Genomic DNA, 25,610 nt, shown 5'->3' with positions numbered 1-25,610 from the left:
CGTCACCCGGGCTCGCAGCAACATCAAGTGCGAGACCATCAAAGATCATCAGGTGGTCGACAACCAGGGTGTGGAGAGCGATCAGACCATCCGCCTCACAGGAACCAAGGCTCAGCGCCAGACCTTGCCAAAGCTGCGGCGCGTCACCTACACGGATCAGGAAACGGGCTAGCGCTACGTCTTCCTCAGCAACGCCTTCCACCTCGACGCCCGGACCATCGCCGATATCTACAAGGCGCGCTGGAAGGTTGAGCTGTTCTTCAAGTGGATCAAGCAAAACCTCAAGATCAAGGCCTTCCTCGGCACCTCCAAGAACGCCATCCTGACGCAAATCTGGGTGGCCCTATGTGTCACCTTGCTGCTCGCCTATCTCAAGCTCGTCTCCAAGACCGGTCAATCGGCCCAGGCCGTCCTCCGCCTCCTCCAACTCAACTTGCTCCTCAGACGGAATCTCTTTGATCTCGTCACTGGAAGACCCCCCGATCCGCCACAAACCGATCCCAGACAGCAGGTTCTACCAGTTTAGAATGTTTGTGGGACAGCAGTGAGTTTCACCCCAGTTTTTCGGGGGGCCGGGGTGCAGCCGGGCGCGGGCCAGCGGCGGGCTCAGATTACTTTGCCCGGATTCATGATGTTCTGGGGATCCAGGGCCTGTTTGAGGCGGCGCATGAGGTCGAGCTCCACCGCAGAGGCATAGTGTTCCAGGTCGTCGCGTTTGAGGCGGCCGATGCCGTGTTCGGCGCTGATCGAGCCGCCCAGCTCGACGGTGATGTCGTGGACCAGGCGGCTGATGGTGGTCCACAGCTCGAGGAACTCCTGGGGCGCCATGGCGGGCGGCTGCAAGACGTTGAAGTGGACGTTGCCGTCACCGAGATGGCCGAAAGCCAGCACCCGTGATCCCGGCACCGCCTTGGCGGTCGCCGCCTGGGCCCGGACGATGAAGTCGGGAATGCGTCCCAGCGGCAGCGAGACGTCGTGCTTAATGCTGGCCCCGGCCGGCTTTTGGGCCGCGTTCAGATCCTCGCGCAGCGCCCATAGGGCGCGGCGCTGGGCCTCGCTGCCGGCGATCACGGCGTCGGCCACCAGGCCGTCGTCGCTGGCCTGGGCCAGCACCTCGGTCAGCAGCTCGCGGCTGCGCTCCTCGTCGTTGGCGGCCTCGATTTCCGCCAGTACGTACCAGGCGTGGCTCTCGGCCAGCGGGTCGCGGTGGCCCTGGCCGTGTTCGAGGACGATGTCGAGACAGCCGCGCGGCAGCACCTCGAAGGCGTTGACGGCGCCGCCGCTGGCCTCGCGTACCCGGGCCAGCAGCTCCAGCCCGGCCGCCACGTCGGTCACCGCGATGAAGGCGGTGACCCAGGACCGGGGCAGCGGAAAGAGCTTGCAGACGGCGGCCGTAATGATGCCCAGCGTGCCTTCGGCGCCGATAAAAAGCTGCTTCAGATCATATCCCGTGTTGTCCTTGCGCAAGCTGCGCATGCCGTCCCAGATGCGGCCGTCGGGCAGCACCACCTCGAGGCCCAGCGCGAGATCGCGGCTGTTGCCGTACTTGAGCACGGCGACGCCGCCGGCGTTGGTCGAGAGGTTGCCGCCGATGCGGCACGACCCCTCGGCTGCCAGGCTGAGAGGAAACAGGCGCCCGGCCTCGGCCGCCGCGGCCTGGACATCGGCCAGGATGCAGCCGGCCTCGACGCTGATGGTGTTGCCCACGGCGTCGATCTCGCGGATGCGGTCCATGCGGCAGAGGCTGATCAGCACCTCCGTGCCGTCGTCGTGGGGCACGGAGCCGCCCACCAGGCCGGTGTTGCCGCCCTGGGGCACGATGGGCGTGGAGCTTTCGCCGCAGATCGTCACCAGGGCCGCCACCTCGGCCGTGCTGGCCGGTTTCAAAACGAGCGGCGTCGAGCCCTGATAGAGGCAGCGTTCGTCGCTGACGTAGGCCGCCAGCTCGTCGGCGTCGTCGCTCCAGCCGCCGGGCCCGACGGCGGCCTTGAGGCGGTCCAGAACCACCTCCGGCACAGTGGTGCGATGGCCGCGCTCGGTCTGATCGTTCATGGCATCGGTGTAGTCCAGCATCGCTCGGCGGACAAGGGTTCGTTGCTGAATTAGTCCCTGGGCGCCGCCGCCCGGCGCAGGCGGTCGTTCAGGGCGGCGCCCAGGCCGCGCCGGGGAATGGCCATGACGGCGATGGCTTGAAGCTCGGGGCGGTCGAGCTGGTGCAGCATGGTGAAGAGGTTGGCGCAGGCTTCCGCGAGGTCGCCCGAGGGACTCAGGTTGAGGCTCAACGCCGCGCCCTCGGGCAGGTCGGGGCCGAAGGCCAGCAGGGCCTCGTCCGCCGCCACCGTGGTGGCCTCGAGGCGCAGCGGCAGGCTCGGTGCGTAATGACTGGGTAACTGTCCCGGCGAGATCGGGGCGCCGTCTGTCGGCTCCGGCAGCGATTCCACCAGGCCGCCGACCTCGGCCACGATAGCCTCGCGGGTCAGGCCGCCGGGCCTGAGCAGGCGCACCTCGTTGTCGACCGCCAGCACGGTCGATTCGATACCCAGCGGGCAACGGCCGCCGTCCAGCACCATGGCCAGGCCGTCATCAAAGCCGGCCACGACGTGCTCGGCGCGGGTCGGGCTGAGCTGGCCCGAGCGGTTGGCGCTGGGCGCCGCCAAGGGCCGCTCGGTCTGGCGCAACAAGTCCAGCGCCAGGGCATGGTTGGGCACCCTCAGCGCGATGGTCGAAAGTCCGGCCGAGACCAGCAGCGAGGCCGGGCAGTCCTCGAGGCGGGGCAACACCAGCGTCAGGGGCCCCGGCCAGAAAGCCTTGGCCAAGCGCTCGGCCAGGGGGTTGAAGCGCGCCAGGCGGTGGGCCGCCAGCAAATCCGCGAGGTGCACGATCAGCGGATTGATGGCGGGGCGGCGCTTGACGGCGAAGATCTCCTGCACCGCATCATGGTTGGTGGCGTCGGCGCCCAGGCCGTAGACGGTTTCGGTGGGAAAGGCCACCAGCAGGCCCTGGCGCAGGCAACGCGCCGCCATGGTCACGGTCTCGGCCGTCGCCGGCACGGCTTTGGGCCGGGTGATGTTCATCGAACCAGAGTCACCCTATTCCGCGGCGTCTCCAAAGAGCGCCTTCAGGTAGGCGTGTTGCAGATCGGCGAAGTGGCGCTGCACGTCGGCCATGTCCTGGCCGATACGTTCCGCCATCTCCAGGCCGTCATCGATGAAGCGGTCCGTGGGCTCGGCCCAGCGCTGCGTCAGGTGCATCATGGCGCGGTAGGCGGCGCGTTCGTGCGGTTTGTCGCCCTCGCCGAGCTTTTCGACCTGGCTGAGAATGAACTCTAGGCTTTCCTCGGCCGTCAACATGGTATCCTGCCTGCCTTTCGCGGGGACGTTGACAGACACGGTACACAGGGCCTAGGGGGGGCGCAACGGGCCAAACTGGGAAGAGAACCATGAGCGAGTACACACCGCCGCTACGCGATTTGCGCTTCGTACTCAACGAGATCGTCGACTTGGAGGGCCTGAGCCGCCTCGAGCCTCTGTCCGAGGCCACGTCCGATCTTGTCGATGCCGTACTCGAGGAGGCCGGCCGCTTCAGCCGCGAAGTGGTGGCGCCGCTCAATCGGGTCGGCGATGCCGAGGGCAGCCGCCTGGAGAACGGCGTGGTTGTCACCGCGCCCGGCTTCAAGGAAGCCTATCGCCAGTACACCGAAGGCGGCTGGCAGGGCATGGCCTTCGATCCCGAATACGGCGGCCAGGGCTTGCCCTACACGGTGGCCACGGCGGTCGAGGAGATGATCGGCTCGGCCTGCATGGCGTTCAGCCTCTGCCCCATGCTGACACGCGGCGCCATCGAGTTGATCTCGGTGCACGGCACGGCGGATCAGAAGGAGGCTTATCTCGGCAAGCTGATCGCCGGCGAATGGTCCGGCACGATGAACCTGACCGAGCCCCAGGCCGGCTCCGACGTCGGCGCGGTGCGCTCGAAGGCGGTGCCCGAGGGCGATCACTTTCGCATCAAGGGCACCAAGATCTTCATCACCTACGGCGAACACGACATGGCCGAAAACATCGTCCATCTGGTGCTGGCCCGGCTGCCCGAGGCGCCGCCCGGCACGCGCGGCATCTCGTGCTTCATCGTACCCAAGTTCCTGGTCAATGCCGATGGCTCGCTGGGCGCGCGCAACGATCTGCGTTGCGTCTCGCTGGAGCACAAGCTGGGCATCCACGCCAGTCCCACGGCGGTGATGTCGTTCGGCGACAACGAAGGCGCCATCGGCTACCTGGTGGGTCCCGAGAACGGCGGCATGCGCTGCATGTTCACGATGATGAACGCCGCCCGCATGGCCGTCGGACAGGAGGGCCTGAGCATCGGCGAGCGGGCCTACCAGCAGGCGCTGAGCTATGCCTGCGAACGCATCCAGGGACGGCCGCTGGGCGCCGACGAGGGCGCCGCCATCGTCGAACACCCGGACGTGCGGCGCCAGCTCATGACCATCAAGTGCCAGCTCGAGGCAGCCCGGGCGTTGCAGCTTTTTACCGCCCAGTCGGTGGATATCTCGCGCCACCACCCGGAGGCTGAGCGGCGCGAGCAAAACGCCGACCTGGTCGACCTGCTGACGCCGGTGGTCAAGGGCTGGATCACCGACATGGGCGTGGAAGTGACCTCCATGGCTTTGCAGGTGCACGGCGGCATGGGTTTCATCGAGGAGACCGGCGCCGCCCAGCACTACCGCGATGCCCGCATCGCGCCGATCTACGAGGGCACCAACGGCATCCAGGCGCTCGATCTGATCGGCCGCAAGCTGGCGCTCAAGGGTGGCCAGGTGGTGCGGGATTTCCTCGACCGGGTGCGTGATCTGGATGTCGAACTGGCGGCTGCCGGCGACGATCTGGCGACGCTGCGCCAGGGCCTGGAGGCCGGCGTCGAGGCCCTGGGCCAGGCCACCGAGTGGCTGCTGGCCTGCGGCGATGCCCGCGATGCGGCGGCCGGCGCGACGCCCTACTTGCGCCTCTTCGGCATCGTCGCCGGCGGTTATCTCATGTCGCGGGCCGCCTTGGCGGCCCGGATGCGTCTGGCGGCCGGCGATGACGAGGTCTTTCACCGGGCCAAGATCGCCACCGCGCGCTTCTATGGCGAACAGATCCTGCCCCAGGCGCCGGGGCTGCTGGGGCCGGCCACCCGGGGTGCCACCACACTTTTCGAGATCGATGCCGAAGGGCTCAGCGTCTGACGAAGGCAGCCGCGATTTCGATCCTGGGCGACCACAGGAACTGGTCGACCGGCACCACGCGGCGCAATTCGTATCCGCCGTCGACTAGCAGTCGGGCGTCGCGGGCGAAGCTGGCGGGGTGGCAGGAGACGTAGGCGATACGCGGCACGGCCGAGCCGGCCAGCGCCGCCGCCTGGGCCGGGGCCCCGGCCGCCGGCGGGTCCAGGACGATGGCGTCGAAGCCCGCGAGTTCGGATGCCGTCAAGGGCCGTCGGGCCAGGTCGCGCACTTCGCTGTGCACATCCAGGCGGCCGGCCTGGGCGTCGGCTGCTGCCCGCAGGGCGCCGGCCGCCGCGGCATCTCCCTCCACCGCCAGCACCGAGGCCGCCCGGCAGCGCAGCGCGAAGCTGCCCAGGCCGGCATAGAGATCGGCGATACGGCGGCTTGCGCCGATGGTTTCCGCCACCACCTCGGCCAGGGCGGCCTCGGCCTGGGCGTTGGCCTGCAGGAAGGCGCCGGGCGGTGGCGCCACCGCAACCTCACCGAAATGCACCAGCGGCAGGCGCTGCTGCACGATCGTTTCCACGCTCTCTGCCGTCCCGCCGGGCGGCGCCCAGGAGAGCCGTGCCAGATTGTGTTGCCTGGCAAAGTCCACCAGGGCCTGGCGGGCTTCGAGATCGACTTCGCCGCCTTGGAGCAGCAGATCGACGCCGTTGTCGGCGGCCGTGAGATCGATCTCGATATTCCGACCCAGTGCCGGCAGATCGTCCAGCAGCCTCTGCAACGGGACCAGCAGGGCCGCCAGTTCGGCCCGCAACAGCGGGCATTCATCGAGCGCCACGATTTGCCGGCTGGCGCGCTGGTGGTAGCCCAGCACTAGGCCGGCAGGGCCGCGTTTCGCCCTCAGCCGGGTGCGGCGGCGCTCTCCAGGCCGCCCGGCGAGTGTGGCTTCGGGCTGGTGGTCGAGACCGCGCCGCGCCAAGGCCTGGGCCACCTGGTGGCGCTTCCAGTCGGCCACGGGCTGGTCCTGCCAATGCTGCAGGGCGCAGCCGCCGCAGCGGCCGAAATGGCTGCAGGCGGCCGGTTGGCGCTCGGGTGAGGGCTTTGTCATCTCCAGCAGCCGGGCCGCCCAGGCTTCACCGCGCTTTCTCTCGAGACGCACCAGGACCTCTTCGCCAGGCAGCGTGAAGGGCACGTAAATGCGGCCCCGGGGTGACGAAGCCAGGCCATCGCCGCGGCTGCCGATGGCTTCGATCCGGACGCTAAGTTCGGCCATGGCGGGCCGCGATGAGGAATTCCCGGTTGCCCTTGGGGCCGAGCAGGGGGCTGGCTTCAACGCCCAGGACACGCCAGCCGGGCAGGCTGGCGACCCAGTCGGCGATTGTTGTGCATACCTCGTCATGCAGCGCCGCATCGCGCACCACGCCGCCCTTGCCGACACGGTCCGGGCCGACCTCGAACTGCGGCTTGATCAGGGCCAGCAGCGCCGCCCCGGGGGCGGCCAAAGCGAGCGGCGCCGGCAACACGGTGCGAAGCCCGATGAAGCTGGCGTCGCAAACGATCAAGTCGACCGGCTCGGGCACCTCTGTGCCGCTCAGGTGGCGGGCGTTGGTGCGCTCCAGCACCACCATGCGCGGGTCGTGCCGCAGTTTCCAGTCGAGCTGGCCGTGCCCCACGTCGACGGCATAGACCCGGGCCGCCCCCCGGCTCAGCAGCACGTCGCAAAAGCCGCCTGTCGAGGCGCCCACGTCGAGTGCCACCAGCGCCTTCGGATCGATGGCGAAATGGTCCAGGCCATGGGCCAGCTTGACGCCGCCGCGGCTGACCCAGGGGTGGTCGGGCTGGCTGACCTCGAGCGGCGTATCGGCGGCCAGCATCTGGCCCGCCTTATCCAGCCGCCGCCCCTCGCTGTACACCTTACCCGCCATCACCAGGGCCTGCGCCCGGCTGCGGTTCTCGGCCAAGCCGCGGGCCACCAGCAGATTGTCCAGGCGCTGTTTGGGCGGGCGGCTCATGCCTTGGCCTGTCGTGCTATACTGCATGCAAATGAACGCGCCACTGGATGAAATACTCGCGCAGTTGCGGCATCGATTGGAGGAACTCCTCGGTGAGCGCCTCCAGCGCATGATCTTATTCGGCTCAAGGGCACGCGGCCATGCCGAGGATGATGCCGACATCGATATTCTGGCGGTCGTTTGCGACCATCCGACGCGCGAGGCCTACGGCAAACCCGTGACTCAAATCGTCTGCGATCTTTCGCTTCAATATGACACCGTTATCAGCTGCTTCCTGACAACACCGGAGAGTGTCGATCAGAGCGGTCTGCCCTTCTACCGCAACGTGCGGCGGGAAGGGATCGCATTGTGAGACCGGAGCAAGGGTCGCTTTTTGAAGCGGCAGAAAGGAGCCTCGCGGCGGCCCAGATACTTCTAGATTAGGGCTTCGCAGGTTATGCCGCCGCACGTGCATACTATTCGATGTACGCGGTGGCGCAGGCCTTATTGCTCGATCTGGACATGAGTTTCTCCAAACATTCGGCGGTGATTGCCGCTTTCGGACAGCATTTTGCCAAGACGGAGGTCTTGCCGAAGGAATTCCATCGCCACTTGATTGAAGCCCAACAAGATCGGCACATCGGTGACTATGTAAACGAACGCGAGGTATCGGCAGCCGAGGCCGGTCGTCACATCGAAAATGCCCGAAGCTTCCTCGATTCAGCCCAAAATTACCTGCAGCGGTGATCGCTGGATAACTAAGCCCGCACCGGGCTTTCGGCCGCCGGCTGGCCCAGCGCTTCGAGGGCGGTGGCGACGATGTCGGGGGCGCTCAAGCCGGCCTGGCGGTATTGCTCGGCCGGGGTGTCGTGCTCGATGAAGATGTCGGGCAGCACCATGGGGCGCAGCTTGAGGCCGTTGTCCAGGAGGCCCGCCGTGGCCATGAACTGCATGACCTGGGCGGCAAAGCCGCCCACGGACCCTTCCTCGATGGTGATCATGACCTGATGCTCGGCGGCCAGGCGGGTGATCAGCTCGTGGTCCAGCGGCTTGGCGAAGCGGGCGTCGGCCACCGTCGCCGGGAAGCCGTGCACGGCCAGTTCGTCGGCTGCCTTGAGGCATTCGCCCAGCCGCCCGCCCAGCGAGAGAATGGCGATGGCGCTGCCCTGGCGCACGATGCGGCCCTTGCCGATCTCCAGCGCCACACCCTGGGCCGGCAGCTCCACGCCCGAGCCTTCGCCGCGGGGATAGCGGAAAGCCGAGGGGCCATCGTCGATGGCGGCCGCCGTCGCCACCATGTGCACCAGTTCGGCCTCGTCGGCCGCCGCCATGACCACCATGTTGGGCAGGCAGCAGAGATAGCTGAGGTCGAAGCTGCCGGCGTGGGTGGCGCCGTCGGCCCCCACCAGGCCGGCCCGGTCGATGGCGAAACGCACAGGCAGGTTCTGTATGGCAACGTCGTGGACCACGGAATCGTAGGCGCGTTGCAGAAAGGTCGAATAGATCGCGGCGAAGGGCTTGAAGCCCTCGGTGGCCAGGCCGGCGGCGAAGGTTACGGCGTGTTGTTCGGCGATGCCGACGTCGAAACAGCGATCGGTGAAATGTTCGGCGAAGCGGTCGAGGCCGGTGCCGGCGGCCATGGCCGCGGTGACGGCGACGACGCGCGGATCCTTCGTGGCCTCGGCGATCAGGGCGTCGGCAAAGACGTTGGTAAAGGAGGGCGCGGCGCTGGCCGCTTTGACCTGGGTGCCGGTGACCAGGTCGAAGCGGCTGACGCCGTGGTACTTGTCGTCGGAGCTCTCGGCCGGCTCGTAGCCTTCCCCCTTGCGCGTGACGACGTGGATCAGCACCGGTCCGTCCTGCTCGGTGTCGCGCACGTTCTTGAGGATGGGCAGCAGGTGGTCGAGGTTGTGGCCATCGATCGGGCCGATGTAATAAAAGCCGAGCTCCTCGAACAAGGTGCCGCCGGTGGCCATGCCGCGGGCGTATTCCTCGGCCAGGCGCGCCGCGCGCTCGAAGCTCGAGGGCAGGCGTTGGGCCACCTGTTTGGCGATGTGCCGGAGCCCGCGGTAGCCGCTCGACGAAATCAGGCGCGAGAGGTAAGCGCTCAAGGCTCCCACGTTGGGGGCGATCGACATGTCGTTGTCGTTGAGGATGACGATCAGGCGGCTCGACATGGAGCCGGCGTTGTTCATGGCCTCGAAGGCCATGCCGGCAGTCATCGAGCCGTCGCCGATGACGCAAATGACACGGCGCTCGCTTTCCTCCAGGTCGCGCGCCACGGCCATGCCCAGACCGGCCGAGATCGAGGTCCCGGCGTGGCCCGCACCGAAGGGATCGTAGGCGCTCTCGGCGCGGCGGGTGAAGCCCGACAGTCCGCCGCCCTGGCGCAGCGTGTGGATGCGCTCGCGGCGTGCGCTGAGGATCTTGTGGGGATAGGCCTGGTGGCCGACGTCCCAGATCAGGCGGTCTTCGGGAGTTTCGAAGATGTGGTGCAGCGCCACCGTCAGCTCGACCACCCCGAGCCCGGCGCCCAGGTGGCCGCCGGTGCGCGACACGGCCTCGATCATGCACGACCGCACCTCGTCGGCCAGCTGGCCGAGCTGCTCCGGGGCCAGGGCCCGGACGTCGGCCGGGCTCTCGATGCCGTCGAGCAGCGGTGTCTTGCTGGCAACTGTGTTCAAACCAATCCTCGTTAGCCACTTGCGCCGACGCTGCGGCGTCAGCTACGTCGTTCAATGACAAAATGTGTCAAGTCACGCAGAAGTTCGGCTTTTTCGGCAAAAGGATCAAGGTGTTTTACGGCTTGCTCGGCCAGCATGCGGGCCTGGGTACGGGCTCGTTCGGGGCCCAGCACCGAGACGAAGGTGGACTTTCCCGCCGCCGCATCGCTGCCCACCGGCTTGCCCAACTGGCTCGTGTCGCCCTCGGCATCGAGCAAATCGTCGACGATCTGGTAGGCCAGCCCCAGGTCGTGGGCGTAGGCATGCAGGGCCTGGCGTAGCGGCGCCGGGGCCCGGCCCAGGATGGCTCCGGCGGTGCAGGCAAAGGCGATCAGGGCGCCGGTCTTGAGCTGGTGCAGCCGGGTCAGGGTGGCCACGTCGACGCTGGTGCGTTCGGCCGCCAGGTCGATGATCTGGCCCGCCACCATGCCGCGGCAGCCGGCGGCCGTGGCCAGTTCCACGATCAGCTCGCTGCGTACCTCGGGGTTGGAATGGGTCTCCTCTTCGGCCAGCACCTCGAAAGCCAGCGTCAGCAGGGCATCGCCGGTCAGGATGGCGCTGGCCTCGTCGAATTCGATGTGGGTCGCCGCCCGGCCGCGCCTAAGCTCGTCGTCGTCCATGGCCGGCAGGTCGTCGTGGACCAGGGAATAGGTGTGCACCAGCTCGACCGCCGCCGCTACCCGCAAGGCCGATCGTCGGCCGACGCCGAACAGCGCCGCGGCGCTGGTCACGAGAAAGGCCCTGAGGCGCTTGCCACCGCCCAGCGTGGCGTAGCGCATGGCCTGGTGCAGTCGAAGCTCAGGGCCCTCCGGCCGCGGCAGCAGCCGGGCCAGTTCGTCCTCGACCTCCGCTGCCAACTGGGCCAGCGCCGCCGGGAACCCCTGGGGGGCGTCGGGTTCGGACAAGGCCCTGCTCAGTCGAGATCGGCGGCTTCGAGGCCGGGCCCGCCGTCGAGGCCGGCGACCACCTTTTCGACCTTTTCGCTGGCCGCCCGAAGCTTGGCCTCGCAGTGGCTCTTGAGGTGGCTGCCCCGGGTGTAGACGGCGATCGATTCCTCGAGGTTGACATCACCGCCCTCGAGGCGCTGGACGATGCCTTCGAGTTCGCCCAGCGCCTCTTCGAAGCTGAGCTTGGCGATGTCCTCGGGAAGCGCTTCCGCGGCCGCGCCGGGGGGGTCGTTCTGGGCCATGGGGCCTCCTGCAAAGGGGTTTCGAGTGTAGGCCGCTCGGGCGCTACCCTCAAGCCGCCAGCAACTCGCCCACGTGAGCCGCCACCGAGCGGCCCAAAGCGTCCAGTGCGTAGCCGCCCTCGAGCACCGAGACCAGCCGGCCCCCGGCGTGGCGGGCGGCCACAGCCAAGAGCTCGCGTGTGGCCCAAGCGTAATCCTCGTCAAGCAACTCCAGAGCCGCCAGCGGGTCCTCGGAGTGGGCGTCGAAACCGGCCGAGACCAGCACGAAGCCTGGCTCGAAATCGTCCAGCGCCGGCAGCAGGTGGTCCGTGAATGCCTGACGGAAGGCCTGGGATCCGTCGCCCGCCGCCAGCGGCAGGTTGAGGATGTTTCCCACCCCGGTATCCTGGGCCGCGCCGCTGCCGGGATAGTGCGGATACTGGTGCGTCGAAGCGTAGAAGAGCGTGGCGTCGCGGCGAAAAGCGGCCTCGGTGCCGTTGCCGTGGTGGACGTCGAAGTCGATCACCGCGACCCGGGCCGCACCAAACACATCGCGGGCCCTCAGCGCCCCGATGGCGACGTTGTTGAAGAGGCAAAAACCCATCGCCCGGGCCGGCTCGGCGTGATGTCCGGGCGGCCGCACGGCGCAGAAGGCGTTATCCGCACGGCCCCCGGCCACGGCGTCGACGGCGGCCGTCACGGCGCCCACGGCCCGCAATGCGGCCTCGCCCGAGCCTGGCGAAACGGCGGTATCGGCATCGAGGTAGGCCCGGCCCTGGCTCGGCAGAACGGCCTGCACCGCGGCCAGATAAGCGCCGTCGTGGACGCGCAGGATGTCGCTGTGCTCGCCCAAGGGCGCCTCGCGCCGCTGCAGGGCCGCGAATTCGGATCCCTCCAGGGCTGCCTCGATGGCCCGCAGGCGATCGGGGCGTTCGGGATGCCCATCGCCGGGATCGGGTTCGAGGCAAGCCGGGTGGCTGAAGAAAAGCGTCGACATGGAGGGCGGCCTGACGATGTTGTGAAGCCGGGTGGGGGCCGGGAATATTGTCGTGGAGCCGATTTTCGGTCTTAATTGCGGGCCTGACAACGGCTGCCGGGGCGGCCGGCGCATTTTTTTGACGGGGCTGGTGGAGGCGCATGAAAATCCTCACCCAAGTCGTGGTGGTGGCTGCCCTGGCGGCGGCAGCCGGCGGCGGCTGGCAATACAAGGACCGATTGCCCTGGCTGGGCGGCGGCGAGGCGGTCAAGGCATCGGCCAAGCGCGGCGGCAAACGGGTGGTGCCGGTGGAACTCGGCGCCGCCCACGCCGGTTTGGTAACGGTCAGCGTCGAGGCCATGGGCACGGCCGAGGCCAACGACGCCGTCATCATCACGCCCAAGGTGACCGGCATCATCAAGCGTATTCGTTTTCGCGAAGGCCAGCGGGTCAAGGCGGGCAGCGTGCTGGTGGAATTCGACGCCGGCGAGCTGGAGGCCAAGCTCGAGGAAAAACGCGCCGATCGCGACAATGCCCGGCGGCTCTATCAGCGCGCCCGGCGGCTGTTGCAGACCAGGAACGTGCCACGCGCCCGGGTCGACGACCTGCAGGGCCAGTTGCTGGCCGCCGAGGCCCGGGTCAGGGCCGACGAGGCGCGGCTTGCCGAATACGTCGTCAAGGCGCCCTTTGCCGGCCGCCTGGGGCTGAGAAGGGTCAGCGTCGGCGCCCTGGTGCGGCCCGGTGACGCCATGACCACGCTGGACGACACCTCGCGCGTGCGGGCCGATTTTCGCCTGCCCGAAACCGGCCTGGCCCACGTCGCCACCGGCCAGGCGGTGACGGCGGTCAGCGCCGCCTACGCCGGCCGCAACTTCGAGGGCCGCGTCAGCACCATCGATTCGCGCGTCGATCCGGTCAGCCGCTCGATCCAGATCCGGACCGTCTTCGCCAACCGCGATGAAGCCCTCAAGCCGGGCATGTTCCTGACCGCGACCCTGGTCACCGAGGTGCGCGAAAACGCCGTGCTGATTCCCGAGCAGGCCTTGGTCTCGAGCGGGCGTGAGCGCTTCGTTTTCACCGTCGTTGAGGGCAAGGCGCGAAAGGTGGCGGTCGAGGTGGGCGAGCATCTGGGCGCCGAGGTGGAAATCCGGGCCGGCCTGGCAGTCGGCGACCGTGTGGTGGTCGGCGGTACCCAGAAGATCCGCCACGGCAGCGCCGTGCGGCCCCTGCCGGCGGCGGCTGGCAAGCCGGGCGGCAAGCCAGGCTAATCCCGTGATTCTTTCCGACACCGCCATCCAGCGCCCGGTGCTGGCCACCGTGGTCTCGCTGGTGCTGGTCATGTTCGGCCTCTTTGCTTTCGAGCGACTGACGGTGCGCGAGCTGCCCGACGTCGACCGGCCGGTGATCTCGATCGGCACCGTCTACCGCGGTGCTTCGGCCCAAATCATCGAAACCGAGGTGACCCAGATCATCGAGGACGCGGTGGCGGGTATCGAAGGCATCAGCACGCTGACCTCGACCAGCCGCGAGGAATCCTCGGTGGTCAGGCTCGAGTTCTCGGTCGAGCGCGACATGGACGACGCCGCCAACGACGTGCGCGACCTGGTCAGCCGGGCGGTGCGCAACCTGCCCGAGGAGGCCGACCCGCCGCGTATCGCCAAGTCGGACGCCGATGCCCGCTCGATCATGTGGATCACCATGACCAGCGAGCGCATGTCGGGCCTGGAGCTGACCGACTATGGCGAGCGCTTTTTGGTCGACCGGCTGTCCATCGTGCCGGGCGTGGCGCGGGTGCGCATCGGCGGCGCACGGCGTTATGCCGTGCGCATCTGGCTCGACCGCCGCGCCCTGGCGGCGCGCCAGTTGACGGTGCAGGACGTCGAGCGGGCGCTCAGGGCACAAAATATCTCGCTGCCCTCGGGCCGCATCGAATCGGTGCAGCGCGAGATGTCGGTGCGCACCGATTCGCGGCTGCGCACCGAGGCCGAGTTCCAAAACGTCGTGGTCAAGGAGGCGCAGGGCTATTTCGTGCGCCTGGGTGAGGTGGCGAAGGTCGAGCTGGGGGCCGAAAACGACCGTACCGACCTGCGCATCAGCGGCGTCCCGGCGGTCGGCCTGGGTGTGGTCAAGCAATCCAAGGCCAACACCCTCGACGTGGCCAACGGCATCCGCGCGGAAATCGAAAAGATCAAGGATTCCCTCCCCGCCGGCGCCAACCTCGAGGTGGCCTACGACCAGTCGCTGTTTATCAGCCGTTCCATCAAGGAGGTCTTCATCGCCATCTCCATCGCCATGTTCATGGTGGTGATGGTCAATTTCGTCTTCCTGCGCAGCTTGCGCGCCACGGTGATCCCGGCCATCGCCATTCCGGTCTCCGTGATCGCCTCGTTCATGGTGCTCGAGGGGCTTGGGTTTTCCATCAATATCCTGACGCTGCTGGCCTTCGTGCTGGCCATCGGCCTGGTCGTCGACGATGCCATCGTGGTGCTGGAAAACATCCACCGCCGCATCGAGGAAGGCGAGCCGCCGCTGCTGGCGGCGCGCCGCGGCGCCAAGCAGATCGCCTTCGCCGTGATCGCCACCACGGTGGTGCTGGTAGCCGTCTTCGTGCCCATCTCGTTCATGGAGGGCGAGACCGGGCGCCTCTTTACCGAGTTCGGCATCGCCGTGGCGGCGGCGGTGATCTTCTCCAGCTTCGTGGCGCTGACGCTGACGCCCATGATGTGTTCCAAGATGCTGCGCCCGCCCGAGGAAGAGGGCTTCCTGTTCCGTGTCACCGAGCACGGTTTCGGCGCCATGCATACCGGCTATCGCTGGCTGCTGGAGCGCATGCTGGGCATGCCGCTGGTGGTACTGGCGCTGGCCACCGGCATCTCGGCGCTGGCCTATAGCCTCTATCTGGCGGTGCCCAAGGAGTTCGCGCCGGTCGAGGATCGCGGTGCCATCTTCATCCCGGTGACGGCGCCGGAAAGCGCCAGCCTGGACTACACGCGGCGCTACGTGGCGATGATAGAGACGCGCCTGCAGCCCATCATCGAACGCGGCGATGCCAAGAACATCCTGACCATCGTGGCCCCCAGTTGGGGCCGCCCCGGTCCGGTCAACCGGGCCTTCATCATCCTCCGCCTCAAACCCTGGGACGAGCGCACCATCGAGCAGCAAAGCGTGACCAAGGAGATTTTCCCCAAGATCATGTCGGTGCCCGGCGTGCGCGCTTTCGCCGTCAATCCCGCCAGCCTGGGCCGCCACCGCTTCGGGGCGCCGATCCAGATGGTGCTGGGCGGCCCCAGCTATGAAGTGCTGGTGCAATGGCGCGACAATTTGCTGCGCCGCGCGCGGCAGAACCGGCGCCTGCTCAATGCCGTCAGCGACTTCCAGGAACGCCGGCCCGAGCTGCTGGTCGACATCGACCGCAACCGGGCGGCGGACCTGGGCATAGCCATCGACGACATCGGCCGCACCCTGGAGACGCTGCTGGGTTCGCGCTATGTCACCACCTACAATTTCGGCGGCAAGCTCTATAACGTCATCCTGCAGGCCCGGGCCGACGACCGGGCGCGGCCCGGCGATCTCAGCAACATCTACGTGCGCTCGCGTTCCACTTCCGGCCTGGTGCCGCTCTCCAACCTGGTCGATCTCCAGCCTACCGGCGGGCCGCGTGAGCTCAAGCGCATCGATCGCATGCGGGCCATCACCGTCACCGCCTCGCTGGCGCCGGGCTATACCATGGGCGAGGCCATGGAATTCCTCGAGCGCGTCGCCGACGAGGAACTGCCGGCCATGGCCCGGGTGACCTGGGGCGGCGCCTCGCGCGAGTTCCTCGATTCCAGCGCCGGCCTCAACGTCACCTTCGCGCTGGCCTTCCTGATCGTCTTTTTGGCCCTGGCGGCCCAGTTCGAGAGCTTCATCCATCCCTTCATCATCATGCTCTCGGTGCCGCTGGCCGTCACCGGCGCGCTGGCCTCGTTGCTCTTCGTCGGCCTGACGCTGAACGTCTACAGCCAGATCGGCATCGTCATGCTGATCGGCCTGACGGCCAAGAACGCCATCCTCATCGTCGAGTTCGCCAACCAGTTGCGCGACCAGGGCCAGGACATCTATACGGCCGTGCGCGACGCCGCGACGATCCGCCTCAGACCGATTTTGATGACCAGTATCGCCACCTCGTTCAGTGCACTGCCGCTGGCGCAGGGCACCGGCGCCGGGGCCGAGGCGCGGCGCGCGCTGGGTGTGGTGATCATCGGCGGCGTCAGTTTTGCTACGCTCTTGAGCCTGCTGGTGGTGCCGGTGCTATACCTCCTGCTGGCCCGCTTCGCCAAGCCCACCGGCCACATCGCCCGGCGGCTGGGGGATCTGGAAGCCGAAGAAGCGGCCCGGCAGCCCGCGGAATAGGAAATCACCATGGCGAGCCCGACCTTCGAGGATCTTGAACTGAGCGGCTGGAGCGATCGGGCCGAGGCCTACGACGACAACTTCGGCCGCGTCACCGGAGGCGCCATAGAGCCGCTGCTGGGAATGCTGGCAGACGACCTGGCGGGCCTCGAGCTGCTCGACGTCTGTGCCGGCACCGGACATTTGGCGGCTGCCGCAGCGGCCCGCGGAGCGAACGTTGCCGGCATCGATTTCGCCGCCACCATGGTCGATCTGGCCCGGGCCAATCACCCCGGTATCGATTTTTCCCAGGGTGACGCACAAAATTTGGCCCACTCGGACGCCGCCTTCGACGCCGTCACTTGCTGCTTCGGGCTATTGCACCTGGCCGACGCCGAGGCCGCCATGGCCGAGGCCTGCCGCGTGCTCAAGCCCGGCGGCCGCTACGCCTTCGCCGCCTGGCAGGGGCCCAAGGGCCACGATCTTTCAGCGCTCGTGCTGCCGGCCATCGAGGCCCATGGCAGCTTCGACGTCGACCTGCCGCCGGCCCCGCCGATCTTTCGCTTCGGCAAGCCGGAGGTTTGCCAGGAGCTGCTGACGGCCGCCGGATTCAGCGGCATGGAAACGCAGCAAATGCCCCTCACCTGGAACATCCCCGAGCCCGAGGGCGTGCTGACCATGATCCGGCGCTCCACCGTGCGCACCGCCATGATCCTCGACCGCCAGACGCCCGAGGCGCGGGCGAAGATCGATGCCCATATCCTCGAAGACGCCCGGGCGCGGCTCACGGATGGCGGAATTACGTTGACCTTTCCGGCGCTGCTGGTGGCGGCGACCAAGGCGTAGGCGCAGAGGGCCACCAGTCTCACCCATAATTTTGACCAAGGTCTTGTTATTGCTGCATCAAAACCCCTGACGTCATGGGTTCTCTCGAAGCGGAACTGACGAGGGTATGCGTCGCCTTGGTACCAGGCGTAACCGTCGGGCCGGAGCGCGACTCCGGTCCAGGAAAGAAAGGAGTACTCGACAATGTCGAACTCCAACAAGCAAACTAGGCGGGGTGCGAGCCGGCGGGAGGTCCTGCTCGGCTCCGCGGCAGTCGGGGCGTTGGGTCTATTTGCCCATCCCCTGCTTTTGAACCGGGCGGCTTTCGCCAAAATGGCAAGTGGCGAGGTTTTCTCTGCCTCCCATTGGGGTGCCTTTCGGGCCCAAGTCAAAGATGGCCGCTGGGTTTCGATCCGCCCCTGGGAAAAGGATCCGCGTCCGACACACCAACTCGCGGGGGTTAGGGACTCGGTCTACTCGCCGACGCGCATTCGCTATCCCATGGTGCGCCGGGCCTTCCTCGAGAAGGGGGCAGGTGCCGACGTGGAAACCCGGGGGAGCGGCGATTTCGTCCGGGTGAGCTGGGACAAGGCTCTCGACCTCGTCGCCGGTGAGTTGAAACGGGTCGGCAAGACCTATGGTGCCGCCGGTACCTTTGCCGGATCCTATGGCTGGAAGAGTACCGGCAAGCTGCACAACTGCCAAAACCTGATGCGCCGCATGATGAATGTGACGAAGCATGGCTTTGTCAACGCCTCGGGAGACTACTCGACCGGTGCCTCCCAGATCGTCATGCCGCACGTCATGGGCACGTTGGAAGTCTACGAGCAGCAGACGGCGTGGCCGGTGGTGATCGAGAACACCGAAACTTTGGTATTTTGGGGGGGCGATCCCATCAGGACCTGCCAGATCGGTTGGCTGGTGCCAGACCACACCGTCTACGACAACCTTGCGGCCTTCAAGAAGACCGGAAAGAAGGTCATCAGTATCGATCCGGTGCGCACAGACACGGCGAAGTTCTTTGGTGCCGAATGGGTGCCCATCCGTCCCCTCACGGATCTGCCCATGATGCTCGGCATGGCCTACACTCTCTACACCGAGAAACTGCACGACGCCAAATTCCTCGCTGAATATACCGTCGGCTTCGACAAGTTCCTGCCCTATCTGCTGGGCAAAACCGACGGCACACCCAAGACGGCAGAATGGGCGGCCAAGATCTGCGAGGTTCCGGCCGAGCAGATCAAGGCACTGGCCCGGCGTTTGGCCGGTAGCCGGACCATGCTGGCCAGCGGTTGGTCGCTGCAGCGTCAGCATCACGGCGAACAGAATCACTGGATGCTGGTGACGCTGGCCTCGATGCTGGGCCAGATCGGTCTGCCGGGCGGTGGTTTCGGTCTCAGCTACCACTATGGCAGTGGTGGCTCGCTGAGCGCCAATGGCGTCTTTGCCCCGGGTATCACGGATGGGGCCAAGGCCAAGGCGGAGACGCCCTGGCTGACCGAGGCTGGTGCCGCGTCGATCCCGGTCGCACGGATTGTCGACATGCTCGAGAACCCGGGCGGCGAGTTCGATTTCAACGGCAAGCGAGAGACCTTTCCGTCGGTCAAGATGGCCTACTGGGTCGGGGGCAATCCCTTTGCCCACCACCAGGACCGCAACCGCATGGTCAAGGCCTGGCAAAAACTGGAGACCGTCGTCGTGCACGATTTCCAGTGGACCGCCACGGCGCGGTTTGCCTGTCCAAGAATGGGTATCGTCTCCTCCCATGTGTCCCGATGTGAAACATATTCGCCTCGCTCAGACGCGTTCAGGGAAAACACTGCAACAGCGATGCCAATTCGATCCTAGTACCAAAAACCCGAAACATCTGCGGGCCAGCCTGTCAGCAGCGGCGGGCGTGCAGGCAGCACCAAACGAATGCATCACTTCTCTGGGACAGCTAGATCTCTTCCCGGAGAAATCAATGAACAGCGAGGCTCAGTGGGAGTATGGGAAGACCGCCTGCCGACGCCCCGTCGCTTTGCCTCAGGGAGCCGACCTTCCGGCCGAATTTCCGCTTTCGTCGCCTGGGCGTTCGGTGCTGGAGGTACAGCGAGCGCGCCAGCGGTGGGCCTGAGTCAATCCATTACGAAAGCAGTAGTAGAGTGAGCGGTTTAAAAAATCCCGCTATCGGCACGAGAGTTGACATCAAAATCGCGGTCCAACTTTCGCCCAAAAGTGTTGGCCATGTCAGCGCTCCAACCTGTCGGCCGTCTTCCCGCTTGGGCCGTCGGCGCCTTCAGCTTCCGGAAAGCGCTTCCTCGACCCACGTCAGCCGGTCCTGGCCCCACCACATCTGCTCGCCCACAAAGAAGGTGGGGGCGCCGAAGACGCCCTTGGCCACGGCCCGTTCGACCTGGGCCTTGAGGGCGTCTTTTATGGCTTGGTCCTGCATGCCCTCGCCGTAGGCCTGGGCATCGAGGCCGGCCTCGGTCAGCGTGGCGCCGACCACGGCGATGTCGGCCATGTCCTTCTCGTCACGCCAGACGGCGTTGAACATGGCGTCCGAATAGGCCACCAGCTCGTCGCGCCGCTGGGCCACGATGGCGCCGCGCATGAGCGCCAGCGTATTGACCGGGAAATTGGGGTTCATGGCGAAGGGCAGGCCGTACTTGGCGGCATAGTTGGAGAGATCGCCAAAGAGCCATTTGCCCTTGGCCGCGATGGAGGCCGGCGAAGTGTTGCCCACGGCCTGGAAGACGCCACCCAGCAGCATGGGCTGGTAGTCGATGTCGGCCCCGGTCCGTTCGGCGACATTCTTCAGCTCCCAGTACCCCAGGTAGCTGGCCGGGCTGCCGAAATCGTACCAGATCTCGACGCTTGCCACGGCGGTCAGTGCTTGCGGATGTGAAAGACGAACTCGCCCTCGGCTTCGCCGGACTCGAGCAGTTCGTCGCCGGTTTGGCGGCAAAAGGCCTCGAAGTCCTTGACCGATCCCGGATCGGTCGCCACTACCTTCAGCACCTGACCCGAATCAAGGCCGGTGATGGCCTTCTTGGCGCGCAGGATGGGCAGCGGGCAGTTGAGACCGCGGGCATCGAGTTCGGTATCGAATTCAGGCATGGGTTCCCCCTCTTGAGATCATGGGCAGGGCGTATATTAGCAAAACATCATTTAAGGTCAAAGCCCGCTAGCTTGCCGCCTGCTTTTCCGCCTCCTCGGCCACCAGTTCCTTCTTCGAGAGCTTGCCGATCATGGTTTTCGGCAACTCGTCGCGGAACTCGATGTGGCGCGGCATTTCGTGCTTGCCGAGCTTGTCCTGCAGGAAGGCCAGCAGCTCCTCGCTCGTCAGGCTATGACCTTCCTTCAATTTGATGAAGGCCTTGACGGACTGGCCGCGATAGTCGTCGTCGATGCCGATGACGGTGCATTCCTCGACCGCCGGGTGCTGGTAGACGCCCTCCTCGACGTGGCGGGGATAGACGTTGAAGCCGCCCACCAGGATCAGGTCCTTCATGCGGTCGATGATGAAGGTATAGCCCTGCTCGTCCATGTAGCCCACGTCGCCGGTGCGCAGCCGCCCCTCGATGATGGTCTCGGCCGTGTCCTCGGGCCGGCCCCAGTAGCCCAGCATGATCTGCGGCCCCTTGATGCAGATCTCGCCGTCCTCGCCCTGGGGCAGGATCTTGGTCGGGTCCTCGCGGTCGGTGATGAAGATCGAGGTGCCGGGCACCGGCAGCCCCACGGACCCTTCCTTGCTGACCCCGGCGATGGGGTTGGCGCAGGCGATGGGCGAGGATTCGGTAAGGCCGTAGCCCTCGCGCAGGCTGGCCCCGGTGAGCTCCTCGAAGCGCTGCTTGACCTCGACCGGCAGCGGCGCACCGCCCGAGAGGCAGAACTTGATCGAGGTCAGGTCGTAGCTCGCCAGGTCGGGATGGTGGTTGATGGCGGTGTACATGGTGGGCACGCCGGGAAACAGCGTCGGCCGTTTTTTGCTCAGATCCTTGAGCACTGGCTCGAGCTCGAAGCGCGGGTGCATGACGATCTCGGCGCCGATGTAGACGCTCAGGTTCATCACCACCGACATGGCGAAGACGTGGAAGAAGGGCAGCACGCCCATCATACGTTCCCGGCCCATCTCGAGGCCCTCGAACCAGAGCGCGCCCTGCACGGTGTTGGCGTAGAGGTTGGCGTGGCTGAGCATGGCGCCCTTGGAGACGCCGGTGGTGCCGCCGGTGTATTGCAACACCGCGACGTCGCTGGCGGGATCGATGGTGGCCGGCTCGAAGGTGCCGTCGTTGTTCAAGAGCTGGGCGAAAGCGACGTGGCGGCTGTCGTCGGGAACGTCGGCCACGTCGGCCCGTTTGACCAGCGGGAAGAGCAGGCTCTTGGGAAAGGGCAGCACCTCGGGCATGGTGCCGATGATCAGCGTCTTGACCCGGGTCTTCTCCAGCATGGCCTTCATCTTGGGATAGAGCGCTTCCAGGTTCAGCGTCACCATGATGTCGGTCTGGCTGTCCTCGATCTGGTGCAGCAACTGGTCCTCGGCATAGAGAGGGCTGTAGTTGACCACCGTGCCGCCGGCCTTGAGGATGCCGAAAAAGCAAACCACGAACTGCGGGCAGTTGGGCAGGAAGAGCCCCACCTTGGTGCCCTTGCCGACGCCCAGCTTCTGGAAGCCGGCGGCGGCGCGGCGCACCATGTCGCCGACCTCGCCGTAGCTATATTTCTTGCCCAGGAAGTCGAGAAAGGGATTTTGCGGAAACCTGTCGACGCTGTCGTCGAGCAGGGCATAAAGCGGCTTGACGGGAATCTCCGCCTGCCAGTCGATATTCTCAGGGTAGGCCTTCAGCCAGATCTGTTCGCTCATCGCCCCCTCCATCGTTGCTCCCGGGAATCTACTCCCTTCGCGAGCCTCAGGCTACACTGGCGGGTCAATGCCCACGCCCGAGGAGACCACCATGGCCCAAGCCCCAGCGCACCGCGGCGCCAACCGCCCCAGCAATATGCTGTTCTGGCCCGTCCCCGACCGGCCCTTCGTCGAGCGCGGCCGTGGCATCCACGTCTGGGATCAGGACGGCAAGCGCTACATCGATGCCTCGGCCGGGCCCCAGACCTGCAACATCGGCCACGGCAACGAACGCGTGCGCCAGGTCATGCTGGCCCAGGCAGAGAAGATCAGTTTTGCTTTTCGTTCCCACTTTCGTAATGAGCCGGCCGAGGACCTGGCGGACCTGATGGCCGAACTGGCGCCTGAGGGGCTGGACCGAGCCTTCTTTTGCTCGGGCGGCTCGGAGGCCGTCGAGGCGGCCATCAAGCTGGCTCGCCAGCACGCGGTCGCGATTGGTCAGGGCTCGCGTTACAAGATGATCTCGCGCCTGCCGGCCTACCACGGCTCGACGCTGGGCGCGCTGGCCTGCACGGGCGATCCCATGATGGCCGGCCCCTTTGCCCCCATGATGCCGATCTGGCCCAAGATCCCGGCGCCCTTCAGCGCCTACCGCCCGGCCGGCCAGAGCCTGGCGGAAAGCGGGCTGGAATACGCCGACATGCTGGAACGCGAGATCGTCGCCCAGGGGCCGGAAAGCGTGCTCGCCTTCATCATGGAGACCATCGGCGGCGCTTCGACCGGGGCCCTGGTGGCGCCCGATTCCTACTACGCCCGGGTGCGCCAGATCTGCGACAAGTATGGCGTGCTGCTGATCCTCGACGAGGTCATGTGCGGGGCCGGCCGCACCGGCACCTTCCTGGCCGCCGAGCACTGGAACCTCACGCCCGACATCGTGGTGCTGGCCAAGGGTCTGGCCTCGGGCTACGTGCCCTTCGGCGCCATCATGACCTCGGCCGGCATCGCCGACGCCATCGACGCCGCCGGGGGTTACATCCACGCCCACACCTATTCCGCCAGCCCGCTGGCCTGCGCCGTGGCAGGCGCCGTGATCCAGGAGCACCTGGACCACGATCTTTGGGGCAACGCCGGGCGCACCGGGGCCTACTTCATGGCGCAGCTGCAGACCCTGCTCGACGAGTTCCCCTTCATCGGCGAAGTGCGCGGCAGGGGCCTGATGCTGGGCTTCGACGTCATCGCCGACCGGGCCACGGGGAAGCCGCTGCCCAACCAGCTCAACGCCCACCAGCGCATCGTCCAGGAGGCTTATGATCGCGGCCTGATCATCTATTCGCGGCGCGTGCTGGAGGGCGCCTACGGCGACTTCTTTTTGCTTACGCCGCCGCTGATCATCACCGAGGCCGAGGTCGACGAGGTGATGGAACTTCTCAAGCAAGCGCTGCGTGCTTTCGCGCCCGAGGCGCAAGCCGCCGGTGAGGCCTGAGATCGCATCGCCGGAGGGCAGCTCGCCGCGGGCCCTGCTGATCGGCCTCACCACCTTGGCCGGAGTGCTGGGGCTGGCACTGGTTTGGGAATTCGGGCTGGAGGAGGTGGTGCTCGGCGCCCTTTACGGCGAGATGGAGCCCGAGGCGATTTCCGAACGCTGGGAGTTCGTGGTCACCAGCCTCGTCTTCGCGGCTCTTGCCATGGCGCCGCCGCTGCTCTGGCTGACCATCACGACGCGGCGCGAGCGTTCGGCCCGGCGGGCGCTCGACCACAGCCGGCAGCAGTTCCAGGCGATCGTGGAGGCGGTCAGCGAGGTCGTTTGGGAGGTCGATAACCAAGGCCGCTACACCTATATCTCGGAAAATGTCAGCGAGGCTCTGGGGGTCGGCGTGGCGGAGGTGCTCGACAGCGCACTCCTGGACTTCATCGCTCCCGAACAGCGTGCCGAGGCGGCCGAGCGCATCCGGGCGGCGACTTCGGACTATTCCCGTTTCCAGGAGTTCGAGCAGGAATTCACCCGGCCCGACGGCAGCACCATCTGGCTGGCCGTCAGCGGCGCGCCGGTGTTTTCGCTGGCGGGCGAATTACTGGGCCATCGCGGCGTCGCCCGCGACGTCAGCGAGCGCAAGCGCAGCGACCAGGCCCTGGCGGCCAGCGAGACCCGCTACCGCAACCTGGTTGAAACCAGCCATGACCTGATCTGGTCGGTCGATGGCGAGGGCCGCTTCACCTTCGTCAACCGCAACGCCGCGCTGGCCATCCTGGGATACCGACCCGAGGAAATGCTGGGCCGCTCGCTGGCCGAATTCAAGACGGCGCAGCAGGCGGCCAAGGACATGTCCGTCTTCGCGGCCGTCAAGCAGGGCCAGCCGCTGTTCAGCTACGAGACCGCCTACCGCCACAAGGACGGCACGTACGTTCCCATGATGTTCAATGCCGTGGCAGTCCGGGACGACGCCGGCAAGGTAATCGGCACCACCGGCACGGCCCAGGACATCTCGGAGCGCCAGCGCCGCGAGGAGCTCTCGCAGAGCCGCCAGGCCGAACTGGCGCACGTTCACCGCCTGGGCATGATGGGCGAGATGGCCACCGAGCTGGCCCACGAGCTCAACCAGCCGCTGGCCGCCATCATGAATTATGCCCACGGCTGCAGCCGGCGCCTTGAACACCACCCCGGCACGCCGGCCGAAATCCACGAGGCCATCGACAAGATCCTGGGCCAGGCCGAGCGCGCCGGCGAGGTCATTCGCCGCATGCGGGGCTTTGCCCGTCGCGAGCAGCCGGAGCATCAGGCCGTCGATCTCAATGCCGTGATCGACGAGGCGCTGGTGCTGCTCGAGGTCGAGGCGCGGCGCTTTGGCGTTGCCGTCGAGCTCGACTTTGCCCAGGCGCTGCCGCCGGTCTGGGCCGATCCGGTGCAGATCCAGCAGGTCGTCCTCAATCTGGCGCGCAACGGCATGGAAGCCATGGATGAGAACAACACCGCCACACGGCGCTTGATTATCGCCACCGGGCCCACCGGGCAAGCCGAGCCGGGCCAGGTTCAGGTCACGGTGCGCGACACCGGTGGCGGGCTCTCCGGGCTGCCCGACGGTCTCGTTTTCGAGCCCTTTTTCACCACCAAGAGCGAGGGCACGGGGCTTGGCCTGTCGCTCTGCCGCAGCATCATCGAGGAGCACGGCGGCACGCTTCAGATCGGCGCAGGAGAGGGTCCGGGCGCCGCCTTCGTCTTCACCTTGCCGGCAGCGGCGGGCGCCGGCGGCTAGCCCGCATTTCTCACCGGGTCACGGCCTGCGTCGCCCCCAGGTGATGCGATCCGGAAGGAAAAGATCGAAGAGCGTAGTGGGACTACGCGCTTCGGTCTTTTCCGTAGCGGGCGCGCGCCTGGGGGCGACCCTGCGGGCGGCGCTGTCGCACCGACAGGGTGTGTCGCGCTGCTTGCCCGATGTCCCACATCGCGCGGCGCAGCGCTCCTACCCTGTCGGCGCGACAGCGCCGCGCAGGCCATGACCCGGTGAAAAATGCGGGCTAGGCCGACGG

Annotated in this window: 19 protein-coding genes and 3 pseudogenes; 10 read left to right on the top strand and 12 right to left on the bottom strand. The window is 66.8% G+C overall.

Annotated features, from left to right (window positions below; translation table 11 throughout):
* Positions 1-67 precede the first annotated feature (67 nt).
* Positions 68-526: pseudogene (locus QGG75_09695) on the top strand (transposase).
* Between the two features lie 80 nt (positions 527-606).
* On the opposite strand, the gene QGG75_09690 reads toward QGG75_09695, so the two are convergent.
* The 3 genes from QGG75_09690 to QGG75_09680 are packed head-to-tail and all read right to left on the bottom strand — an operon-like array spanning position 607 to position 3,350.
* The gene (locus tag QGG75_09690; protein MDP6067507.1) at positions 607-2,052 is read right to left on the bottom strand and encodes an FAD-binding oxidoreductase; all 1,446 of its coding nucleotides are present in this window, start codon (positions 2,050-2,052) and stop codon (positions 607-609) included.
* Between the two features lie 50 nt (positions 2,053-2,102).
* Positions 2,103-3,074, bottom strand: coding sequence for an L-threonylcarbamoyladenylate synthase (locus QGG75_09685; GenBank protein ID MDP6067506.1), 972 nt, complete (start codon positions 3,072-3,074; stop codon positions 2,103-2,105).
* Between the two features lie 15 nt (positions 3,075-3,089).
* Complete coding sequence (locus QGG75_09680) at positions 3,090-3,350, bottom strand: hypothetical protein (GenBank protein ID MDP6067505.1); 261 nt, start codon at positions 3,348-3,350, stop codon at positions 3,090-3,092.
* An 89-nt stretch (positions 3,351-3,439) separates the two neighbouring features.
* Here QGG75_09680 and QGG75_09675 point away from each other — a divergent pair, with 89 nt between their 5' ends.
* Complete coding sequence (locus tag QGG75_09675) at positions 3,440-5,221, top strand: acyl-CoA dehydrogenase (protein MDP6067504.1); 1,782 nt, start codon at positions 3,440-3,442, stop codon at positions 5,219-5,221.
* On the opposite strand, the gene QGG75_09670 is transcribed toward QGG75_09675, so the two are convergent.
* Complete coding sequence (locus tag QGG75_09670; GenBank protein MDP6067503.1) at positions 5,211-6,476, bottom strand: RNA methyltransferase; 1,266 nt, start codon at positions 6,474-6,476, stop codon at positions 5,211-5,213. The genes QGG75_09675 and QGG75_09670 overlap by 11 nt on opposite strands.
* The gene (locus tag QGG75_09665) at positions 6,463-7,215 is read right to left on the bottom strand and encodes a TlyA family RNA methyltransferase (protein MDP6067502.1); all 753 of its coding nucleotides are present in this window, start codon (positions 7,213-7,215) and stop codon (positions 6,463-6,465) included. Before QGG75_09665 ends, QGG75_09670 begins: the two co-directional genes overlap by 14 nt.
* A gap of 31 nt (positions 7,216-7,246) precedes the next feature.
* Between QGG75_09665 and QGG75_09660 the strand changes: the two genes are divergently transcribed.
* Both QGG75_09660 and QGG75_09655 read left to right on the top strand, forming a co-directional pair.
* Positions 7,247-7,567, top strand: a complete 321-nt coding sequence (locus QGG75_09660) for a nucleotidyltransferase domain-containing protein (GenBank protein MDP6067501.1) — start codon at positions 7,247-7,249, stop codon at positions 7,565-7,567.
* A 95-nt stretch (positions 7,568-7,662) separates the two neighbouring features.
* Positions 7,663-7,941: pseudogene (locus QGG75_09655) on the top strand (HEPN domain-containing protein).
* Between the two features lie 11 nt (positions 7,942-7,952).
* On the opposite strand, the gene dxs reads toward QGG75_09655, so the two are convergent.
* The 4 genes from dxs to QGG75_09635 are packed head-to-tail and all read right to left on the bottom strand — an operon-like array spanning position 7,953 to position 12,082.
* On the bottom strand, positions 7,953-9,878 hold the full coding sequence (gene dxs, locus QGG75_09650) for a 1-deoxy-D-xylulose-5-phosphate synthase (GenBank protein MDP6067500.1): 1,926 nt from the start codon (positions 9,876-9,878) through the stop codon (positions 7,953-7,955).
* A 38-nt stretch (positions 9,879-9,916) separates the two neighbouring features.
* Positions 9,917-10,822 (bottom strand): polyprenyl synthetase family protein, encoded by a 906-nt coding sequence (locus tag QGG75_09645; protein ID MDP6067499.1) that lies wholly within the window; start codon positions 10,820-10,822, stop codon positions 9,917-9,919.
* A gap of 8 nt (positions 10,823-10,830) precedes the next feature.
* Positions 10,831-11,106: an exodeoxyribonuclease VII small subunit gene (locus tag QGG75_09640; protein ID MDP6067498.1), complete on the bottom strand. Its 276-nt coding sequence runs from the start codon at positions 11,104-11,106 to the stop codon at positions 10,831-10,833.
* 49 nt (positions 11,107-11,155) lie between these two features.
* Entirely contained in the window at positions 11,156-12,082 is a 927-nt protein-coding gene (locus tag QGG75_09635) for a histone deacetylase family protein (protein MDP6067497.1), read from the bottom strand.
* A 140-nt stretch (positions 12,083-12,222) separates the two neighbouring features.
* Here QGG75_09635 and QGG75_09630 point away from each other — a divergent pair, with 140 nt between their 5' ends.
* From QGG75_09630 to QGG75_09615, 4 genes and pseudogenes are all read left to right on the top strand, one after another.
* Positions 12,223-13,329 (top strand): efflux RND transporter periplasmic adaptor subunit, encoded by a 1,107-nt coding sequence (locus QGG75_09630; protein ID MDP6067496.1) that lies wholly within the window; start codon positions 12,223-12,225, stop codon positions 13,327-13,329.
* A 4-nt stretch (positions 13,330-13,333) separates the two neighbouring features.
* Positions 13,334-16,453, top strand: coding sequence for an efflux RND transporter permease subunit (locus QGG75_09625; protein ID MDP6067495.1), 3,120 nt, complete (start codon positions 13,334-13,336; stop codon positions 16,451-16,453).
* A 9-nt stretch (positions 16,454-16,462) separates the two neighbouring features.
* The gene (locus QGG75_09620; protein ID MDP6067494.1) at positions 16,463-17,278 is read left to right on the top strand and encodes a methyltransferase domain-containing protein; all 816 of its coding nucleotides are present in this window, start codon (positions 16,463-16,465) and stop codon (positions 17,276-17,278) included.
* Between the two features lie 183 nt (positions 17,279-17,461).
* A pseudogene (locus QGG75_09615) lies at positions 17,462-18,994 on the top strand (molybdopterin-dependent oxidoreductase).
* A gap of 541 nt (positions 18,995-19,535) precedes the next feature.
* On the opposite strand, the gene QGG75_09610 reads toward QGG75_09615, so the two are convergent.
* From QGG75_09610 to QGG75_09600, 3 genes are all read right to left on the bottom strand, one after another.
* Complete coding sequence (locus tag QGG75_09610; GenBank protein MDP6067493.1) at positions 19,536-20,123, bottom strand: 2-hydroxychromene-2-carboxylate isomerase; 588 nt, start codon at positions 20,121-20,123, stop codon at positions 19,536-19,538.
* A 5-nt stretch (positions 20,124-20,128) separates the two neighbouring features.
* The gene (locus QGG75_09605) at positions 20,129-20,359 is read right to left on the bottom strand and encodes a sulfurtransferase TusA family protein (GenBank protein MDP6067492.1); all 231 of its coding nucleotides are present in this window, start codon (positions 20,357-20,359) and stop codon (positions 20,129-20,131) included.
* A 67-nt stretch (positions 20,360-20,426) separates the two neighbouring features.
* Complete coding sequence (locus QGG75_09600; GenBank protein MDP6067491.1) at positions 20,427-22,106, bottom strand: long-chain fatty acid--CoA ligase; 1,680 nt, start codon at positions 22,104-22,106, stop codon at positions 20,427-20,429.
* A 91-nt stretch (positions 22,107-22,197) separates the two neighbouring features.
* Between QGG75_09600 and QGG75_09595 the strand changes: the two genes are divergently transcribed.
* Together QGG75_09595 and QGG75_09590 are read left to right on the top strand one after the other, a co-directional pair.
* The gene (locus QGG75_09595) at positions 22,198-23,568 is read left to right on the top strand and encodes an aspartate aminotransferase family protein (protein MDP6067490.1); all 1,371 of its coding nucleotides are present in this window, start codon (positions 22,198-22,200) and stop codon (positions 23,566-23,568) included.
* Positions 23,558-25,336, top strand: coding sequence for a PAS domain S-box protein (locus tag QGG75_09590; protein ID MDP6067489.1), 1,779 nt, complete (start codon positions 23,558-23,560; stop codon positions 25,334-25,336). The genes QGG75_09595 and QGG75_09590 overlap by 11 nt, the downstream gene beginning before the upstream one ends.
* Positions 25,337-25,610 lie beyond the last annotated feature (274 nt).

It is taken from the genome of Alphaproteobacteria bacterium (assembly GCA_030740435.1).
In the GTDB taxonomy this organism is placed as follows: Bacteria; Pseudomonadota; Alphaproteobacteria; order UBA2966; family UBA2966.
This window is presented reverse-complemented; position numbering and strand designations above follow the sequence as displayed.

What these genes read in the sequence shown, in the direction of transcription:
- QGG75_09620 (MDP6067494.1), top strand. Translation starts at nt 16,463, where the DNA reads ATGGCGAGCCCGACCTTCGAGGATCTTGAACTGAGCGGCTGGAGCGAT.
- QGG75_09600 (MDP6067491.1), bottom strand. Translation starts at nt 22,106, where the DNA reads ATGAGCGAACAGATCTGGCTGAAGGCCTACCCTGAGAATATCGACTGG.
- QGG75_09665 (MDP6067502.1), bottom strand. Translation starts at nt 7,215, where the DNA reads ATGAGCCGCCCGCCCAAACAGCGCCTGGACAATCTGCTGGTGGCCCGC.
- QGG75_09605 (MDP6067492.1), bottom strand. Translation starts at nt 20,359, where the DNA reads ATGCCTGAATTCGATACCGAACTCGATGCCCGCGGTCTCAACTGCCCG.
- QGG75_09630 (MDP6067496.1), top strand. Translation starts at nt 12,223, where the DNA reads ATGAAAATCCTCACCCAAGTCGTGGTGGTGGCTGCCCTGGCGGCGGCA.
- QGG75_09675 (MDP6067504.1), top strand. Translation starts at nt 3,440, where the DNA reads ATGAGCGAGTACACACCGCCGCTACGCGATTTGCGCTTCGTACTCAAC.
- QGG75_09635 (MDP6067497.1), bottom strand. Translation starts at nt 12,082, where the DNA reads ATGTCGACGCTTTTCTTCAGCCACCCGGCTTGCCTCGAACCCGATCCC.
- QGG75_09690 (MDP6067507.1), bottom strand. Translation starts at nt 2,052, where the DNA reads ATGAACGATCAGACCGAGCGCGGCCATCGCACCACTGTGCCGGAGGTG.
- QGG75_09685 (MDP6067506.1), bottom strand. Translation starts at nt 3,074, where the DNA reads ATGAACATCACCCGGCCCAAAGCCGTGCCGGCGACGGCCGAGACCGTG.
- QGG75_09595 (MDP6067490.1), top strand. Translation starts at nt 22,198, where the DNA reads ATGGCCCAAGCCCCAGCGCACCGCGGCGCCAACCGCCCCAGCAATATG.
- QGG75_09660 (MDP6067501.1), top strand. Translation starts at nt 7,247, where the DNA reads ATGAACGCGCCACTGGATGAAATACTCGCGCAGTTGCGGCATCGATTG.
- QGG75_09680 (MDP6067505.1), bottom strand. Translation starts at nt 3,350, where the DNA reads ATGTTGACGGCCGAGGAAAGCCTAGAGTTCATTCTCAGCCAGGTCGAA.
- QGG75_09670 (MDP6067503.1), bottom strand. Translation starts at nt 6,476, where the DNA reads ATGGCCGAACTTAGCGTCCGGATCGAAGCCATCGGCAGCCGCGGCGAT.
- QGG75_09640 (MDP6067498.1), bottom strand. Translation starts at nt 11,106, where the DNA reads ATGGCCCAGAACGACCCCCCCGGCGCGGCCGCGGAAGCGCTTCCCGAG.